The sequence below is a fragment of the Streptococcus sp. Marseille-Q5855 genome, from assembly GCF_946901985.1.
In the GTDB taxonomy this organism is placed as follows: Bacteria; Bacillota; Bacilli; order Lactobacillales; family Streptococcaceae; genus Streptococcus.
In genome coordinates, this window is record NZ_CAMPPR010000009.1 from 108,688 (window position 1) to 126,195 (window position 17,508).

The 17,508-nt window shown below is 41.0% G+C and carries 16 protein-coding genes; all 16 read left to right on the forward strand.

Translation table 11 applies throughout. The annotated features are described in order from the left end of the window. The first annotated feature begins 71 nt into the window (after positions 1–71). Positions 72–1,355, forward strand: a complete 1,284-nt coding sequence (gene aroA / locus OC529_RS10930) for a 3-phosphoshikimate 1-carboxyvinyltransferase (protein ID WP_262082174.1) — start codon at positions 72–74, stop codon at positions 1,353–1,355. Next, on the forward strand, positions 1,348–1,824 hold the full coding sequence (locus OC529_RS10935; protein WP_262082175.1) for a shikimate kinase: 477 nt from the start codon (positions 1,348–1,350) through the stop codon (positions 1,822–1,824). Before aroA ends, OC529_RS10935 begins: the two co-directional genes overlap by 8 nt. Continuing rightward, positions 1,821–2,669, forward strand: coding sequence for a prephenate dehydratase (gene pheA / locus OC529_RS10940; protein WP_262082176.1), 849 nt, complete (start codon positions 1,821–1,823; stop codon positions 2,667–2,669). The genes OC529_RS10935 and pheA overlap by 4 nt, the downstream gene beginning before the upstream one ends. Then, positions 2,666–3,940, forward strand: coding sequence for a polyisoprenyl-teichoic acid--peptidoglycan teichoic acid transferase Psr (gene psr / locus OC529_RS10945; RefSeq protein ID WP_262082177.1), 1,275 nt, complete (start codon positions 2,666–2,668; stop codon positions 3,938–3,940). The genes pheA and psr overlap by 4 nt, the downstream gene beginning before the upstream one ends. Positions 3,941–4,065: 125 nt before the next feature. After that, a complete protein-coding gene (locus tag OC529_RS10950; RefSeq protein ID WP_262082178.1) occupies positions 4,066–4,911 on the forward strand; it encodes a phosphorylcholine transferase LicD in 846 nt (281 codons plus the stop codon). Beyond that, a complete protein-coding gene (locus OC529_RS10955) occupies positions 4,901–6,004 on the forward strand; it encodes a glycosyltransferase (protein WP_000225908.1) in 1,104 nt (367 codons plus the stop codon). The genes OC529_RS10950 and OC529_RS10955 overlap by 11 nt, the downstream gene beginning before the upstream one ends. A gap of 1 nt (position 6,005) precedes the next feature. Further along, complete coding sequence (locus tag OC529_RS10960) at positions 6,006–6,992, forward strand: glycosyltransferase family 2 protein (RefSeq protein WP_262082179.1); 987 nt, start codon at positions 6,006–6,008, stop codon at positions 6,990–6,992. Positions 6,993–7,007: 15 nt separating this feature from the next. After that, positions 7,008–8,477 carry an O-antigen polysaccharide polymerase Wzy family protein gene (locus OC529_RS10965; protein ID WP_262082180.1) on the forward strand — a complete coding sequence of 490 codons (1,470 nt, stop codon included), beginning with the start codon at positions 7,008–7,010 and terminating at the stop codon, positions 8,475–8,477. Beyond that, the gene (locus OC529_RS10970; RefSeq protein WP_262082181.1) at positions 8,470–9,504 is read left to right on the forward strand and encodes a prephenate dehydratase; all 1,035 of its coding nucleotides are present in this window, start codon (positions 8,470–8,472) and stop codon (positions 9,502–9,504) included. Before OC529_RS10965 ends, OC529_RS10970 begins: the two co-directional genes overlap by 8 nt. Before the next feature lie 199 nt (positions 9,505–9,703). Further along, positions 9,704–10,441, forward strand: a complete 738-nt coding sequence (gene mecA, locus OC529_RS10975) for an adaptor protein MecA (protein WP_112444067.1) — start codon at positions 9,704–9,706, stop codon at positions 10,439–10,441. A 150-nt stretch (positions 10,442–10,591) separates the two neighbouring features. Next, positions 10,592–11,878: a homoserine dehydrogenase gene (locus OC529_RS10980; RefSeq protein WP_112444064.1), complete on the forward strand. Its 1,287-nt coding sequence runs from the start codon at positions 10,592–10,594 to the stop codon at positions 11,876–11,878. Position 11,879: 1 nt separating this feature from the next. Further along, on the forward strand, positions 11,880–12,749 hold the full coding sequence (gene thrB, locus OC529_RS10985; RefSeq protein WP_112444062.1) for a homoserine kinase: 870 nt from the start codon (positions 11,880–11,882) through the stop codon (positions 12,747–12,749). A gap of 75 nt (positions 12,750–12,824) precedes the next feature. Continuing rightward, positions 12,825–12,983 carry a chlorohydrolase gene (locus tag OC529_RS10990; protein WP_234990548.1) on the forward strand — a complete coding sequence of 53 codons (159 nt, stop codon included), beginning with the start codon at positions 12,825–12,827 and terminating at the stop codon, positions 12,981–12,983. A gap of 28 nt (positions 12,984–13,011) precedes the next feature. Further along, positions 13,012–13,950: a peptide-methionine (R)-S-oxide reductase MsrB gene (gene msrB / locus OC529_RS10995; protein WP_173275794.1), complete on the forward strand. Its 939-nt coding sequence runs from the start codon at positions 13,012–13,014 to the stop codon at positions 13,948–13,950. 60 nt (positions 13,951–14,010) lie between these two features. Further along, on the forward strand, positions 14,011–15,735 hold the full coding sequence (locus OC529_RS11000; protein WP_173282667.1) for an ABC transporter ATP-binding protein: 1,725 nt from the start codon (positions 14,011–14,013) through the stop codon (positions 15,733–15,735). 1 nt (position 15,736) lies between these two features. Continuing rightward, positions 15,737–17,485, forward strand: coding sequence for an ABC transporter ATP-binding protein (locus tag OC529_RS11005; protein ID WP_262082182.1), 1,749 nt, complete (start codon positions 15,737–15,739; stop codon positions 17,483–17,485). Positions 17,486–17,508: the final 23 nt, after the last annotated feature.

Genomic DNA, 17,508 nt, shown 5'->3' on the forward strand with positions numbered 1-17,508 from the left:
CAGGAATTTTTAAGGAATTTCTGGCTTTTTATGATAAAATAGGTAAAAGTATTGCAAGTATGAGGTCCAGTATGAAACTAAAAACAAACATTAGCCACTTACACGGCTGTATCCGAGTTCCAGGTGACAAATCTATCAGTCACCGTTCCATTATCTTTGGAAGTTTGGCTGAGGGTGAGACCAAGGTTTATGATATTCTTCGAGGTGAAGACGTTCTTTCGACCATGCAGGTTTTTCGTGACCTTGGTGTTGAAATTGAGGATAAAGATGGGGTTATTACCATTCAAGGTGTCGGTATGGACGGCCTAAAAGCTCCGCAAAATGCCCTTGATATGGGAAATTCTGGAACCTCGATTCGCCTGATTTCAGGTGTCCTTGCTGGTGCAGACTTCGAAGTAGAAATGTTCGGAGACGATAGTCTTTCCAAACGTCCTATGGACCGTGTGACGATTCCTCTGAAAAAAATGGGCGTCAGCATTTCAGGGCAAACTGAACGAGACCTGCCTCCCCTTCACTTAAAAGGGACTAAAAACCTAAGACCTATTTACTATGAGTTGCCAATTGCCTCTGCCCAGGTCAAGTCAGCCTTGATGTTTGCAGCTTTACAAGCTAAGGGAGAGTCAGTGATTATTGAAAAAGAGTGCACTCGTAATCATACTGAAGATATGCTACAGCAATTTGGTGGTCATTTAAGTGTGGATGGCAAGAAAATCACAGTCCAAGGACCGCAAAAATTGACAGGACAAAAGGTGGTTGTTCCAGGAGATATTTCCAGTGCAGCCTTTTGGTTGGTCGCAGGTTTAATTGTTCCAAACTCTCGTGTCGTGCTGCAGAATGTGGGTATCAATGAAACGCGTACTGGTATTATTGATGTCATTCGCGCCATGGGTGGAAAATTGGAAATGACTGAAATCGATCCAGTCGCTAAATCTGCTACCTTGACTGTTGAGTCTTCTGACTTGAAAGGAACAGAGATTGGCGGTGCCTTGATTCCACGTTTGATTGATGAATTGCCCATTATTGCTCTACTTGCGACCCAAGCTCAAGGTGTAACAGTTATTAAGGATGCTGAGGAACTTAAGGTCAAGGAAACAGACCGCATTCAGGTTGTGGCAGACGCCTTAAATAGTATGGGAGCAGATATTACTCCTACGGCAGATGGGATGATTATTAAAGGAAAATCAGCCCTTCACGGTGCTAGAGTCAATACTTTTGGTGACCACCGTATCGGCATGATGACAGCCATCGCGGCCCTTTTGGTTGCAGATGGAGAGGTGGAGCTTGATCGGGCAGAAGCCATCAATACCAGTTATCCTAGCTTCTTTGATGATTTGGAGAGCTTGATTCATGGCTAAGGTATTACTAGGATTTATGGGGGCTGGAAAATCGACTATTGCAAGAGGCTTGGATCCTAATTACCTTGATATGGATGCCCTGATTGAGAAGCGCCTAGGTATGTCCATTGCGAATTTTTTTGCTGAAAAGGGAGAAGTGGCCTTTCGTCAGATAGAGTCAGAAGTCCTAGCGGATTTACTACAAAGAGACCAAGTCGTGTCAACTGGAGGAGGAGTGGTTATTTCTCAGAGAAATCGTGACTTGCTCAAGACTAATACAGATAACATCTACCTGAAAGCAGATTTTGAAACTCTCTACCAACGCATATCAGCTGATAAGGACAATCAGCGCCCGCTTTTTTTAAATAATAGTAAGGAAGAACTAGCAGCTATTTTTCAAGAAAGACAGGCTTGGTATGAGGAAGTGGCTAGTAGGGTTTTGGATGTGACCAAGCTAAGCCCAGAGGAAATTATAGAGGAACTAAGATGAAAATTGCTTATCTAGGTCCCAAGGGATCATTTTCACACCACGTTGTGCAGACAGCTTTTCCTCATGAGGAATTGCAGGCCTTTGCCAATATTACAGATGTCATCAAGGCCTATGGACAAGGATTGGTGGACTATTCTGTGGTGCCAGTTGAAAATTCTATCGAGGGTAGTGTGCATGAAACCTTGGACTATCTTTTTCATCAGGCTCGCATTCAAGCAGTAGCAGAAATTGTTCAGCCCATTCATCAGCAGTTGATGGTGGTTCCGGGTCACACTAAGATTGAAAAGATTTTTTCTCATCCACAGGCCTTGGCTCAAGGAAAGAAATTCATCGATGAACAGTATCCAGAGGCTCAAATCGAGGTAACAGCTAGTACAGCCTATGCGGCCCGTTTTATTTCCGAACATCCAGACCAGCCTTATGCAGCCATTGCACCTAGAAGTTCTGCTGAAGAATATGGCTTGGAACTGATTGCTGAGGATATTCAGGAAATGGAAGCCAATTTCACACGTTTTTGGGTGCTAGGAGCCGAAATTCCTACTATTCCCTTGCAAGCACAAATTGAAAAAATGAGTTTGGCCTTGACCTTACCTGACAACCTTCCAGGTGCTCTTTACAAGACCCTTTCTACCTTCGCTTGGCGAGGAATTGACCTGACAAAAATTGAAAGTCGTCCACTCAAGACAGCGCTAGGCGAATACTTTTTCATTATCGATGTGGACTATACTGATAAGGACTTGGTTCACTTTGCCCAAAAAGAACTAGAAGCCATCGGAATCCAGTATAAAGTTCTGGGTGCCTATCCTATTTATCCAATATCAGACCATGGAAAGGAGAGAAGATGAGTAAAGAAAATCCTCTCAGTCATCATGAAAAATTACGTTATGATTATTTGCTAAAAAATATTCACTATCTCAATGAGAGAGAAAAAAATGAGTTTGCCTATTTGCAAGAAAAGATAACTCTTGCTAGGGTAAATAGTAGTTCCAGTCTGGAGCAAGAAAGAGAAGAGCAGGTTGACTTACCAAGCTATGCGAACCGGAGTCGCTTACAATCCAAATCACAAGCACTCTCTGCTCCTCCCAAAAAGAAAAGACGGAAGCTCCGTCTTAAACGCATTTTTATGGTGATTTTTTCACTTTTGGTCTGTGTGGCTTTGGCCATGGTATTCATGTTTTTGCGTGGTTACCAAGATGCTAGTGCAAAGAAAACTGCTGATGCCCGGGCAGCTCAAGTAGAAGTCTTTAATGGTCAGGATACCAGAGATGGTGTTAATATTTTGATTATGGGTACAGATGGGCGAATCGGTCAAAATAGTGCTGAGACGCGGACTGACTCTATTATGGTATTAAATGTTGGTGGCTCAGATAAGAAAATGAAGCTGGTCAGCTTCATGCGTGACAATTTGGTCTATATAGACGGTTACAGCCAAGTCATTAACGGTAGAAAACAGACGGATAACAAGTTAAACGTAGCCTACGAGTTAGGAGAACAAGAGGGGCAAAAAGGGGCAGAAATGGTTCGCCAAGTCTTGAAAGATAATTTTGACTTGGACATTAAGTACTATGCCTTGGTTGATTTTCAGGCCTTTGCAACAGCGATTGACACCCTTTTCCCTGATGGGGTGACGATTGATGCCCAATTTTCAACATTGAATGGGCGTCCACTAACAGAAGCTACAGTCGGAGATGATTTACACGCTACTGAGACTGAGTCCCCAACCCAAACCATCAAAGTCGGAAAACAGCAGATGAATGGCTCGACCCTGCTCAATTATGCTCGTTTCCGTGATGACGATGAGGCGGATTACGGCCGTACAAAAAGACAGCAACAAGTTTTAACAGCAATTTTAGAGCAAATTAAAGATCCTACTAAACTTTTCACTGGTTCTGAAGCTCTTGGAAAGGTTTTTGCTATGACCTCAACCAATGCACCCTATACTTTCCTCCTAACAAACGGTTTATCTGTTTTGGATGGAGCAAAAAATGGTATTGAAAAATTGACGATTCCAGAACTTGGTGACTGGGTAGATGCCTATGATGTTTATGGAGGCTTGGGCTTGCTTGTCGATCAAAACAAATATCAGAATAAATTGTCTCAGATGGGTTTGAGATAAGATAAGACAGGAGAATCAAAGCTTGAAGGCTATTTATCTAGCAGTCAGGCTTTGATTTTTTACAGTCTTCAATAGATTTTCACCCCCTATTTGTGGTATAATGAAATGATACGATAGAAAGAATAATGAACAATATGACTGATTTAAAAGCAATTCAGGCTCGTAGTCTGGAGATGGCTGAATATTTTGTGGCCTTTTGTAAAGAACATGATTTACTTTGTTATCTCTGTGGAGGGGGTGCTATTGGTGCCCTTCGAAACAAGGGATTTATTCCTTGGGACGACGACCTAGACTTTTTTATGCCTCGTAAAGATTATGAGAAATTAGCAGAATTATGGCCTCGTTATGCAGATGAGCGTTATTTCTTGTCAAAGAGTCACAAGGATTTTGTCGATCGTAATCTTTTTATTACCATTCGTGACAAGGAAACCACCTGTATCAAACCTTATCAGCAGGATTTAGAATTGCCGCATGGTCTGGCCTTGGATGTTTTGCCTTTGGATTATTATCCGAAAAATCCAGCTGAGCGGAAGAAACAGGTTCGTTGGGCACTGATTTATTCTCTTTTTTGTGCTCAAACTATTCCAGAAAAGCATGGCGCACTTATGAAATGGGGAAGCCGTATTTTACTGGGTGTGACTCCAAAATCTCTCCGTTATCGCATTTGGAAAAAAGCTGAGAAAGAAATGACTAAGTATGATTTGGCTGAGAGCGATGGCATCACAGAATTATGCTCAGGTCCTGGCTACATGAGAAACAAGTACCCAATCGCATCTTTTGAAGACAATCTTTTCTTACCATTTGAAGGGACAGAGATGCCTATTCCAGTTGGCTACGATGCCTATCTCAGCACTGCTTTTGGAGATTATATGACGCCACCACCAGCAAATAAGCAAGTACCGCATCATGATGCTGTCATCGCTGATATGAATAAGCCTTATACAGAATACAAGGGAGAATATGGTGGCTAAGAAAAAAATCTTATTTTTTATGTGGTCTTTTTCTCTCGGAGGCGGTGCAGAGAAGATTCTGTCTACCATTGTTTCAAATCTAGATCCAGAAAAGTATGATATTGATATTCTTGAAATGGAGCACTTTGACAAGGGATACGAATCTGTTCCCAAGCATGTACGAATGTTAAAATCCCTTCAGGATTATCGCCAAGCCAGATGGATTCGAGCTCTTTTGTGGAGAATGAGAATTTATTTTCCAAGATTGACACGTCGCTTACTGGTGAAAGATGACTATGATGTTGAAGTTTCCTTTACCATTATGAATCCTCCACTTTTGTTCTCTAAAAGAAAAGAAGTCAAGAAAATCTCTTGGATTCATGGAAGTATTGAAGAATTTCTTAAGGATAGCTCCAAAAGAAAATCACATAGACGACAGTTGGATGCTGCGGATACCATTGTAGGGATCTCAAAAAAGACCAGCCATTCTATCAAGGAAGTCTACCCAGATTATGCTTCAAAATTACAGACGGTCTACAATGGTTATGATTTTAAGACTATCCTAGAAAAATCTCAAGAGAAGATTGATATCGAGATTGCGCCTCAAAGTATCTGTACTATCGGACGGATTGAAGAAAATAAGGGTTCTGACCGTGTGGTGGAAGTGATACGGTTATTACACCAAGAGGGGAAAAATTATCACCTTTACTTTATAGGTGCTGGTGATATGGAAGAGGAACTGAAAAAACGGGTCAAAGAGTATGAGCTTGAGGACTACGTACATTTCCTTGGCTATCAAAAAAATCCTTATCAGTATTTATCTCAGACGAAAGTTCTCTTGTCTATGTCTAAGCAAGAAGGTTTTCCCGGAGTGTATGTGGAAGCCTTGAGTCTGGGACTTCCTTTTGTCTCTACAGATGTTGGAGGGGCTGAGGAATTATCCCAAGAAGGTCGATTTGGACAAATCATTGAGAGCAATCAAGAGGCAGCTCAGGCAATTACAAACTACATGACATCTGCCTCAAACTTCGATGTCGATGAGGCTAGCCAATTCATTCAACAATTTACAATTGCCAAACAAATCGAACAAGTAGAAAAACTATTAGAGGAGTAGCATGGAAACTGCATTAATTAGTGTCATTGTGCCAGTCTATAATGTGGCGCAGTACCTAGAAAAATCGATAGCTTCCATTCAGAAGCAGACCTATCAGAATCTGGAAATCATTCTTGTTGATGATGGAGCAACGGATGAAAGTGGTCGCTTGTGTGATTCAATCGCTGAACAAGATGATAGGGTGTCAGTGCTTCATAAAAAGAATGAAGGTTTGTCGCAAGCACGAAACGATGGAATGAAGCAGGCTCACGGAGATTATCTGATTTTTATTGACTCAGATGATTATATCCATCCAGAAATGATTCAGAGCTTATATGAGCAAATAATGCAAGAAGATGCGGATGTTTCGAGCTGTGGTGTCATGAATGTCTATGCTAATGATGAAAGTCCACAGTCAGCCAATCAGGATGATTATTTTGTCTGTGATTCTCAAAGATTTCTGAGGGAATACCTCATAGGTGAAAAAATACCTGGAACGATCTGCAATAAGCTAATCAAGAGAGAGATTGCAACTGCCCTATCCTTTCCAAAGGGATTGATTTACGAAGATGCCTATTACCATTTTGATTTGATCAAGTTGGCCAAGAAGTATGTGGTTAATACCAAACCCTATTATTACTATTTCCATAGAGGAGATAGTATTACGACCAAACCCTATGCAGAGAAGGATTTAGCCTATATTGATATCTACCAAAAGTTTTACAATGAAGTTGTGAAAAACTATCCTGACTTGAAAGAGGTTGCTTTTTTCAGATTGGCCTATGCCTACTTTTTTATTCTGGATAAGATGTTGCTAGATGATCAGTATAAACAGTTTGAAGCCTATTCTCAGATTCATCGTTTTTTAAAAGGCCATGCCTTTGCTATTGCTCGGAATCCAATTTTCCGTAAGGGGAGAAGAATTAGTGCTTTGGCTCTATTCATAAATATTTCCTTATACCGATTCTTATTACTGAAAAATATTGAAAAATCTAAAAAATTACATTAGAACGGGGGTGAGCAAGTGATTGATGGAAAACGATTATTATTTAGTTTGACCATAGTCAGTTATGCCTTGACGCTAATAAGTGGAATTGTGTATCTGTTTAATAATAACAATGTTAGCTTGCTTTCTACTTTATTGTTCTTACTGGTTAGTAGCTTAATTGCCTGCTGGAATGATATCAAGTATTACTTAATCCATTTTATTTTCTATTTAACTATTTTTGTCTTTCTGGTATCAAGACCGACCATTGATTATTTTAGGGATGGCGCTCTGGATACCTATCATCCCATAGCCTATCGTTTTGCCTTTATAGTCGTCATGGTTTCGATTCTGGGCTTGACCACAGGAGGCGTCCTGGCTCGTTACTTCATAGCTAGGAAGAAAATAAAAGTAGCAAATATAGGAAATTCTCTAAAAGAGGTTTATATCAAGCGGTTACGCTTTGTTTCGCTAGGAGTTTTTCTTCTCACCTATCCTTTCTATTTCATTCGGTTATTTGAACGGCTCCTGTATCGCTTGCAGACGTCCTACTATGCCTACTATGCAAATTTTGAAAGTAAACTGCCTTATTTTACCTACATTTTGTCTACCTTTACGGTCTACGCAATGTGTATGTATCTGGCAACCAAGCCAAAGAAATTGCAGGCCACAGCAGTGCTTGTCTCCTTTATTGCAGCCAATACCATTCATTTGGCAATCGGGACACGAAATCCCTTTATTTTAAGTATTTTATTTGCTTTTGTTTATTACTTTATGCGGGAGCAAACTGAAAAAGGAAAATGGATTGGGTTTAAAGAAAAGTTAGCGATTTTTGTAGGTTCTCCTATTCTCATGTTAGCGATGGGAGTGCTCAATTATGTACGGGATAATGTCCAGGTTTCCCATACAGGTTTCTGGGATATCTTGCTTGACTTTATCTATAAACAAGGGACTAGTTTTGGTGTCTTGGCTCGAGGTTTTCTATTTAACAGTAGCCTCCCTTACCGAGATTTCCGTAATTTTACTTTTGGTCCTGTTCTTGATTATTTTGCAAGGGGGAGTTTGGGGGCCATTTTCGGAGGAAAAGCTTTTGAGCATACAACCAATAGTGTGGAGCTAGCTATTGATAGTAATAGTTATGCCCACAATTTATCCTATCTTGTTTTGAACAAGGAATACTTGAAAGGACATGGTATCGGAAGTAGTTATATCATGGAGTTGTATACAGACTATGGTATGATAGGAGTCTTTCTACTTAGTCTCTTACTCGGTATGCTATTTATAGCCATGTTGCAAGTAGCCTATCGTTCAAGGACAATCCTATTTGCCTTGTCCCTACTCATCTTGAATAATTTATTCTTTATGCCAAGAAGTAGCTTTTCAGAAAGTTTCTTCAATCTATTTACAATGCAATTCTGGGGAATTGTTCTTGTGATGATATTTGTAGCAAAAATGCTTACAAAAGAGAACCAGTATCTACTCAACAAAGGAGAAAAAAATCATGTTTGAACATTATTCAGTAGCTGATTTGTTTGCAAATCTTTATAAAAAACGAAAAGTAAATATTTTAGCTCTTATCGCTTTATTTGCTCTCATTGCTGTACCATTTACAATTAAAGCAGTTAGGAATAAAAACACTGTCAAAGATACAACAAGTTATTCAACTTATCTTAGTTATAAAATCACTCCTCCAGAGGATTCAGCTAAAACGATTTTGAATCATCAAATTGGTGGTTATAGTGATTTTTATGGGAAATTGATTGATGGGAATTTGAATGGAGCTTATCTTTTCAATGATGTAGAACCCAGTGAGTTGAAAAAAATTGCCAGTGAATTAGACACGACAGAAACAACCTTGAAAAATTCAACGAATGACTATTGGTGGAAAAAATTGACCGTCTACTATATGATTGACGATGCAGGGGTTGGTGTGAAAATTTTGACACCAAGTAAAGATGTCAATGACTTGTTAGAGCGAAAAATTGATGGATTGATTGAGAAATTTAAACACACTTATGCAAATGTAAAAATTGAAAAATTGGAAACCATCAACTCTAAAGAATTGAATGCAAATGGTGAGACAGCACTTGGATTGAATGTGAAGAATTTGATTCTCCGTTTAGCTGTTATTGGAGTAGTCTGTGTGATTTTGGTTGTGATGGGAAATGTATTGGTTTATCTCTTTAACCCAACAATCAATAGAGCAGGTGATTTTTCTCGATATCAAATTGATTTTGTAACAGAGATCACAACAATTGCCAACCTAGCAGATGTCTTGTCATACAAAAATGCTGGACAGGAATTGACTATCGTTAGCTCAAATAAAGCTATCCTAGATAAATTGAAACAGAGTCAAGAGGCTTTAAAAGGAATGCATTTTGTAGATTTACAGGATGTATCATCTATTTTGGAAAGAGATACCGTCCTTCTTGTTGAAGAATATGGAGTAACTCGTTATAAGAAATTTGAGCAAAGTCTTCAAATTCTCAGAAACTTAAATCGTTCTATCCTCGGTGTAGCAACCTTTAAACTATAAGCTTTCTGATGTATTAGGTCTTCAAAGTCGGCTAAGAGCCGATTTTGAAGGCTTTTTCTATCTGTCTGCAGAAATTTTCTTTTGGAGTCTCCTATAGAAATACCCTAGGGAAAATCTATCCGTATAGAGGAGCCTTCTTTTGATAAAATCGTAAAAATCTAGTATAATAGATAGAACTGAAAGTATGAGGTTACTAGCAATGAAAATGAAACAAATTAGTGATACAACTTTGAAAATCACGATGTCTTTAGAGGATTTGATGGATCGTGGAATGGAGATTGCTGACTTTCTTGTTCCTCAAGAAAAAACAGAAGAGTTCTTTTATGCTATCTTGGATGAGTTAGAGATGCCTGATAGCTTTCTGGATACAGGCATGTTGAGCTTCCGTGTGACTCCAAAACCTGATAAGGTAGATGTCTTTGTAACCAAATCAAAGATTGACCAAAATCTAGATTTTGAAGACTTATCGGATTTACCAGATATGGAAGAATTGGCTCAAATGTCTCCAGATGAATTTATCAAAACCTTGGAAAAAAGCATCGCAGAAAAGACTAAAGATGATATCGAAGCGATTCAATCTCTAGAGCAAGTTGAAGCCAAGGAAGAAGAGCAGGAACAGGCTGAACAAGAAGTTGAAAGTAAGAAAGAGCCTTACATCTATTACATCCTTTCTTTTGCTAAGTTGGCTGAGTTGGTGGCTTTTGCCAAGACAGTGACTTTTGAGATGGAAACTTCTGAACTCTACAAGATGAATGAGCGCTATTATTTGACTATTTTAGTGGATATTGAAAATCATCCAAGTCCATATCCAGCTTGGCTGTTGGCTCGTATGCGTGAGTTTGCGGACGATAGTGACATCAGTCGCTCGGTCTTGCAAGAGTATGGTCAAGTCTTGATGAATCACGATGCAGTACTTAATCTGCAAAAGATTGGATAATCATTTCTGGAAAGCTATTTCTAGATTTCGAGAAGAGCGAATCGTCTGATTCGTTTTTTCTTTTTATACTGAAATAGTGATTTACTATAATAGGAATTTTCACAAAATTCTGTTATAATGGCTATATCAGAAAATTTCGAGGAGACAAACATGACAGTTAAAATTGCTTTACTAGGATTTGGTACCGTTGCAAGTGGTGTGCCTTTCCTCCTAAAGGAAAATGGAGAAAAAATTAATCAATCAGCACATTCAGAGATTGAAGTTGCTAAGGTGTTGGTCAAGGATGAAGATGAAAAGAATCGCTTGCTTGCAGCAGAGAATGATTTTAATTTTGTAACCAATGTGGATGACATTTTGTCAGACCAAGACATTACGATTGTAGTGGAATTGATGGGGCGTATCGAACCAGCTAAGACCTTTATCACTCGTGCCTTGGAAGCTGGAAAGCACGTTGTTACTGCTAACAAGGACCTTTTGGCTGTCCATGGTGCAGAATTGTTAGAAATCGCTAAAGAGAATAATGTAGCACTTTACTATGAAGCAGCAGTAGCTGGTGGGATTCCAATTCTTCGCACTCTAGCAAATTCCTTGGCTTCTGATAAAATCACGCGTGTGCTTGGAGTAGTCAACGGAACTTCCAACTTCATGATGACCAAGATGGTGGAAGAAGGCTGGTCTTATGATGATGCTCTTGCGGAAGCGCAAAGACTTGGTTTTGCAGAAAGCGATCCGACAAATGATGTAGATGGGATTGATGCAGCCTACAAGATGGTTATTTTGAGCCAATTTGCCTTTGGTATGAAGGTTGCCTTTGACGATGTAGCCCACAAAGGAATCCGCAATATCACACCAGAAGATGTGGCTGTAGCCCAAGACCTTGGCTATGTAGTGAAATTGGTTGGTTCTATCGAGGAAACTCCTTCAGGTATTGCTGCAGAAGTGACTCCAACCTTCCTACCTAAAGCGCATCCACTTGCCAGTGTGAATGGGGTAATGAACGCTGTCTTTGTAGAATCTATCGGTATTGGTGAGTCTATGTATTACGGACCAGGTGCTGGTCAAAAACCAACTGCAACAAGTGTTGTAGCAGATATTGTCCGTATCGTTCGTCGTTTGAATGATGGTACCATTGGCAAAGACTTCAACGAATATAGCCGTGACTTGGTCTTGGCAAATCCTGAAGATGTCAAAGCTAATTACTACTTCTCAATCTTGGCTCCAGACTCAAAAGGTCAGGTCTTGAAATTGGCTGAAATCTTTAATGCCCAAGATATTTCCTTCAAGCAAATTCTCCAAGATGGAAAAGATGGTGACAAGGCGCGTGTTGTTATCATCACACACAAGATTAATAAAGCCCAGCTTGAAAATGTTTCAGTTGAATTGAAGAAGGTTTCAGAATTCGACCTCTTGAATAGCTTCAAGGTGCTAGGAGAATAAGATGAAGATTATTGTACCTGCAACCAGTGCCAATATCGGGCCGGGTTTTGACTCGGTCGGTGTAGCTGTAACCAAGTATCTTCAAATTGAGGTCTGCGAAGAACGAGATGAGTGGCTGATTGAACACCAGATTGGCAAATGGATTCCTCATGACGAGCGTAATCTCTTGCTCAAAATTGCTTTGCAAATTGTACCAGACTTGCAACCAAGACGCTTGAAAATGACCAGTGATGTTCCCTTGGCGCGTGGTTTGGGTTCTTCCAGTTCTGTTATTGTTGCTGGGATTGAACTAGCCAACCAACTGGGAAATCTCAACTTATCTGACCATGAAAAATTACAGTTGGCGACTAAGATTGAAGGACACCCTGACAATGTAGCTCCGGCCATTTATGGTAATCTCGTTATTGCAAGCTCTGTTGATGGACAAGTTTCTGCTATCGTAGCAGACTTCCCAGAATGTGATTTCCTAGCCTACATTCCAAACTATGAATTGCGTACTCGAGACAGCCGTGGCGTCTTACCTAAGAAATTGTCTTACAAGGAAGCTGTTGCAGCTAGTTCTATCGCCAATGTGGCGGTTGCAGCCTTGTTGGCAGGAGACATGGTGACCGCTGGGCAAGCAATCGAGGGAGACCTCTTCCACGAGCGCTATCGTCAGGACTTGGTGAGAGAATTTGCGACGATTAAGCAAGTGGCCAAAGAAAATGGTGCCTATGCAACCTACCTCTCTGGTGCTGGGCCGACAGTTATGGTCTTGGCTTCTCATGATAAAATGCCAAAGATTAAGGCAGAATTGGAAAGGCAACCCTTCAAAGGAAAACTTCATGACTTGAAGGTTGATACCCAAGGTGTCCGTGTCGAAGCAAAATAAAGAATAGAAGATAGGATGGGGAAACTCTCGATAAGAGGGCTTCCTATCCTTTTTTTGAAAAGAAGTTTATACTCAATGAAAATCAAAGAGCAAACTAGGAAGCTAGCCGCAGGTTGCTCAAAGCACTGCTTTGAGGTTGTAGATAAGACTGACGAAGTCAGCTCAAAACAGTGTTTTGAAGTTGTAGATGAAGCGACGCTGACGTGGTTTGAAGAGATTTTCGAAGAGTATTAGTTAAAAACTTGATAAAGGAGAAATAAAGATGACAGAAATTTATCTAGCAGGCGGTTGTTTTTGGGGCTTAGAGGAGTATTTTTCACGTATTTCTGGAGTGCTAGCAACCAGTGTCGGCTACGCTAATGGGCAAGTCGAAACGACAAATTACCAGCTACTCAAGGAAACAGACCATGCAGAAACAGTTCAAGTGATTTATGATGAGAAGACAGTGTCACTTAGAGAGATTTTACTTTATTATTTCCGTGTCATCGACCCTTTATCCATCAATCAACAAGGGAATGACCGTGGACGTCAGTATCGGACCGGAATTTATTACCAGGACGAAGCAGACTTGCCAGCTATCTACACAGTGGTGCAGGAGCAGGAGCGCATGCTGGGTCGAAAGATTGCAGTGGAAGTGGAGAAACTACGTCATTACATTCTGGCTGAAAACTACCATCAAGACTATCTTAAGAAAAATCCTTCAGGTTACTGTCATATCGATGTGACCGATGCTGAGAAGCCATTGATTGATGCCTCTAACTATGAAAAGCCTAGTCAAGAAGTGTTAAAGAAAAGCTTAACCGAAGAGTCCTATCGTGTTACCCAAGAAGCTGCCACAGAGGCTCCATTTACCAATGCCTATGACCAAACCTTTGAAGAGGGAATTTATGTAGACATCACGACAGGTGAGCCACTCTTTTTTGCCAAGGATAAGTTTGCCTCAGGTTGTGGTTGGCCAAGTTTTAGCCGTCCGATTTCCAAGGAATTGATTCATTATTACAAGGATCTCAGTCATGGAATGGAGCGAATCGAGGTTCGTTCTCGGTCAGGCAATGCTCACCTAGGTCATGTTTTCACAGATGGACCTCGGGAGTTAGGCGGCCTCCGTTACTGTATCAATTCTGCTTCTTTACGCTTTGTGGCCAAGGATGAGATGGAAAAAGCAGGATATGGATATCTATTGCCTTACTTAAACAAATAAAACAGAGAGGGTGGGTGCTTCCCACTTTCTTCATTTTCAGAATAAGAATAGAAGGGATTTATGAAACACTTACTATCTTACTTTAAACCCTACATCAAGGAATCCATTTTATCCCCCTTGTTCAAGCTATTAGAAGCTGTGTTTGAGCTTCTTGTTCCCATGGTGATTGCAGGGATTGTTGACCAATCCTTGCCCCAGAGAGATCAAGGACATCTCTGGATGCAGATTGGCCTGCTCCTTATCTTTGCAGGGATTGGCGTTGTAGTGGCCTTAATAGCCCAGTTTTACTCAGCCAAGGCTGCGGTTGGTTTTGCCAAAGAACTGACAAACGACCTTTATCGTCATATTCTTTCCTTGCCCAAGGATAGCAGAGACCGTCTGACCACTTCTAGTTTGGTGACTCGCTTGACTTCGGACACCTATCAGATTCAGACTGGTATCAATCAATTCCTGCGCCTCTTTTTGCGAGCACCTATTATCGTTTTTGGAGCCATTTTTATGGCTTATCGCATCTCGGCTGAGCTGACTTTCTGGTTCTTGGTCATGGTTATCATTTTGACCGTCGTCATTGTAGGTCTTTCTAGGTTGGTCAATCCTCTCTACAGTAGTCTCAGAAAGAAAACGGACCAACTGGTTCAGGAAACACGTCAGCAATTACAAGGGATGCGGGTTATTCGTGCTTTTGGGCAAGAAAAACGAGAGTTACAGATTTTTCAAACCCTTAACCAAGTCTATGCTATATTACAAGAGAAAACAGGTTTCTGGTCTAGTTTATTAACACCTCTGACCTATTTGATTGTCAATGGAACTCTCCTCGTTATTATCTGGCAGGGATATATTTCTATTCAGGGAGGATTGCTCAGTCAAGGTGCTCTCATTGCCCTTATTAATTATCTCCTACAGATTTTGGTGGAATTGGTCAAGCTAGCCATGCTGATAAATTCTCTCAACCAGTCCTATATCTCAGCTAAGCGAATTGAGGAAGTCTTTGCCGAGGTTCCAGAAGATATCCATTCAGAATTAGAACAAAAGCAAGCTACCAGTGATCAGGTTTTACAAGTTCAAGAACTGACCTTTACCTATCCTGATGCGGCCCAGCCTTCTCTGAGAGATATTTCCTTTGATATGAAGCAAGGGCAAATCCTGGGTATCATTGGGGGAACGGGTTCTGGTAAATCAAGTTTGGTGCAACTCATCCTTGGACTTTATCCAGCAGACAAGGGGAACATTGACCTTTATCAAAATGGACGTAGTCCTCTTAATTTGGAGCAGTGGCGGTCTTGGATTGCCTATGTACCTCAAAAGGTCGAGCTCTTTAAAGGAACCATTCGTTCCAACCTGACTCTAGGTTTACATCAAGAAGTAACTGACCAAGAGCTTTGGCAGGCCTTGGAAATTGCACAAGCCAAGGATTTTGTCAGTGATAAGGAAGGACTCTTGGATGCTCTAGTTGAGGCAGGAGGGCGAAATTTCTCGGGCGGTCAAAAACAAAGGCTGTCTATCGCACGAGCAGTCTTGCGGCAGGGTCCGTTTCTCATCCTAGATGATGCGACCTCGGCCCTTGACACCATTACTGAGTCCAAGCTCTTGAAAGCTATCCGAGAAAACCTGCCAAATACAAGTTTAATCTTGATTTCTCAACGAACCTCGACTTTACAGATGGCTGACCAGATTCTCCTCGTAGAAAAAGGAGAGCTCCTAGCTATCGGCAAGCACGAGGACTTGATGAAATCCAGTCAAGTTTATCGTGAAATCAATGCATCTCAACATGGAAAGGAGGACTAGCATGAGACGACAAACTGCAAACCAGACGCTCAAACGTTTAGCCGTAGATTTAGCAAGCCATCCCTTCCTCCTTTTCCTAGCCTTTCTAGGAACTATTGCCCAAGTTGGCTTATCAATTTACCTACCTATCTTGATTGGGCAGGTCATTGACCAGGTTCTGGTGGCTGGTTCTTCACCAGTTTTTTGGCAGATTTTTCTCCAGATGATCTTGGTGGTCATAGGAAATACACTGGTACAATGGGCCAATCCTCTTCTTTATAATCGTCTAATCTTCTCTTATACCAAAGACTTGCGAGAGCGAATCATCTATAAGCTCCATCGTTTACCGATTGCTTTTGTGGATCGGCAAGGTAGTGGGGAGATGGTTAGTCGTGTAACTACCGATATCGAACAGTTGGCAGCTGGCTTGACCATGATTTTTAACCAATTTTTCATTGGTGTCTTGATGATTTTGGTTAGTATTTTAGCCATGCTTCAAATTCATCTCCTCATGACTCTTTTGGTCTTGCTGTTGACGCCACTGTCTATGGTGATTTCACGCTTTATTGCCAAGAGATCCTATCATCTCTTCCAAAAGCAAACAGAGACAAGGGGGATTCAAACTCAGTTGATTGAAGAATCTCTTAGCCAGCAGACCATTATCCAGTCCTTTAATGCTCAGGCAGAATTTATCCAACGGCTGCGTGAGGCTAATGACAACTATGCAGGTTATTCTCAGTCAGCCATCTTTTATTCTTCAACGGTCAATCCTTCGACTCGCTTTGTAAATGCGCTCATTTATGCCCTTCTAGCTGGAGTAGGAGCTTATCGTATCATGATGGGTTCCACCTTGACCATTGGACGCTTAGTGACTTTTTTGAATTATGTTCAGCAATACACCAAGCCTTTTAATGATATTTCTTCTGTTTTAGCCGAGTTGCAAAGCGCTCTGGCTTGTGCAGAGCGCGTCTATGCTGTCTTAGAAAGTCCTGAGGTGGCTGAAACAGGCAAGGCGGTCTTGACCAGTGACCAAGTTAAGGGAGCTATTTCCTTTAAACATGTCTCTTTTGGCTACAATCCTGAAAAGATTTTGATTAAGGGCTTATCTATCGCTATTCCAGCTGGTAGCAAGGTTGCCATTGTTGGTCCGACAGGTGCTGGCAAATCAACCCTTATCAATCTCCTTATGCGATTTTACCCCATTAACTCGGGAGATATCTTGCTGGACGGTCGTTCCATTTACGACTATACCCGAGCATCATTGAGACAGCAGTTTGGCATGGTGCTCCAAGAAACCTGGCTCAAACAAGGAACTATTCATGACAATATTGCCTTTGGCAATCCTGATGCTAGTCGGGAGCAAGTGATTGCTGCTGCCAAAGCAGCCAATGCAGATTTTTTCATCCAACAGTTGCCACAGGGTTACGATACCAAGTTGGAAAATGCTGGAGAATCTCTCTCTGTCGGTCAGGCTCAGCTCTTGACCATAGCGCGAGTCTTTTTGGCTATTCCAAAGATTCTTATCTTAGACGAAGCAACTTCATCCATCGATACGCGGACAGAAGTGCTGGTACAGGATGCCTTTGCTAAACTCATGAAGGGGCGCACAAGCTTTATCATTGCCCACCGCTTGTCAACCATTCAGGATGCGGATATGATTCTAGTCTTAGTGGATGGTGATATTGTTGAGTATGGGAACCATCAGGACCTTATGGCTAAGAAGGGCAAGTATTACCAAATGCAGCAAGCTGCCGCTTTTAGCTCTGAATAATCCATTCTCTTTTGAAAGTTTAT

Excerpts from the sequence above, each read along its gene's own strand:
- OC529_RS10980 (WP_112444064.1), top strand. The coding sequence starts at position 10,592 with ATGACAGTTAAAATTGCTTTACTAGGATTTGGTACCGTTGCAAGTGGT.
- OC529_RS11000 (WP_173282667.1), top strand. The coding sequence starts at position 14,011 with ATGAAACACTTACTATCTTACTTTAAACCCTACATCAAGGAATCCATT.
- OC529_RS10990 (WP_234990548.1), top strand. The coding sequence starts at position 12,825 with ATGAAAATCAAAGAGCAAACTAGGAAGCTAGCCGCAGGTTGCTCAAAG.
- OC529_RS11005 (WP_262082182.1), top strand. The coding sequence starts at position 15,737 with ATGAGACGACAAACTGCAAACCAGACGCTCAAACGTTTAGCCGTAGAT.
- OC529_RS10935 (WP_262082175.1), top strand. The coding sequence starts at position 1,348 with ATGGCTAAGGTATTACTAGGATTTATGGGGGCTGGAAAATCGACTATT.
- aroA (WP_262082174.1), top strand. The coding sequence starts at position 72 with ATGAAACTAAAAACAAACATTAGCCACTTACACGGCTGTATCCGAGTT.
- mecA (WP_112444067.1), top strand. The coding sequence starts at position 9,704 with ATGAAAATGAAACAAATTAGTGATACAACTTTGAAAATCACGATGTCT.
- OC529_RS10960 (WP_262082179.1), top strand. The coding sequence starts at position 6,006 with ATGGAAACTGCATTAATTAGTGTCATTGTGCCAGTCTATAATGTGGCG.
- thrB (WP_112444062.1), top strand. The coding sequence starts at position 11,880 with ATGAAGATTATTGTACCTGCAACCAGTGCCAATATCGGGCCGGGTTTT.
- psr (WP_262082177.1), top strand. The coding sequence starts at position 2,666 with ATGAGTAAAGAAAATCCTCTCAGTCATCATGAAAAATTACGTTATGAT.
- msrB (WP_173275794.1), top strand. The coding sequence starts at position 13,012 with ATGACAGAAATTTATCTAGCAGGCGGTTGTTTTTGGGGCTTAGAGGAG.
- OC529_RS10955 (WP_000225908.1), top strand. The coding sequence starts at position 4,901 with ATGGTGGCTAAGAAAAAAATCTTATTTTTTATGTGGTCTTTTTCTCTC.
- pheA (WP_262082176.1), top strand. The coding sequence starts at position 1,821 with ATGAAAATTGCTTATCTAGGTCCCAAGGGATCATTTTCACACCACGTT.
- OC529_RS10950 (WP_262082178.1), top strand. The coding sequence starts at position 4,066 with ATGAACAATATGACTGATTTAAAAGCAATTCAGGCTCGTAGTCTGGAG.
- OC529_RS10970 (WP_262082181.1), top strand. The coding sequence starts at position 8,470 with ATGTTTGAACATTATTCAGTAGCTGATTTGTTTGCAAATCTTTATAAA.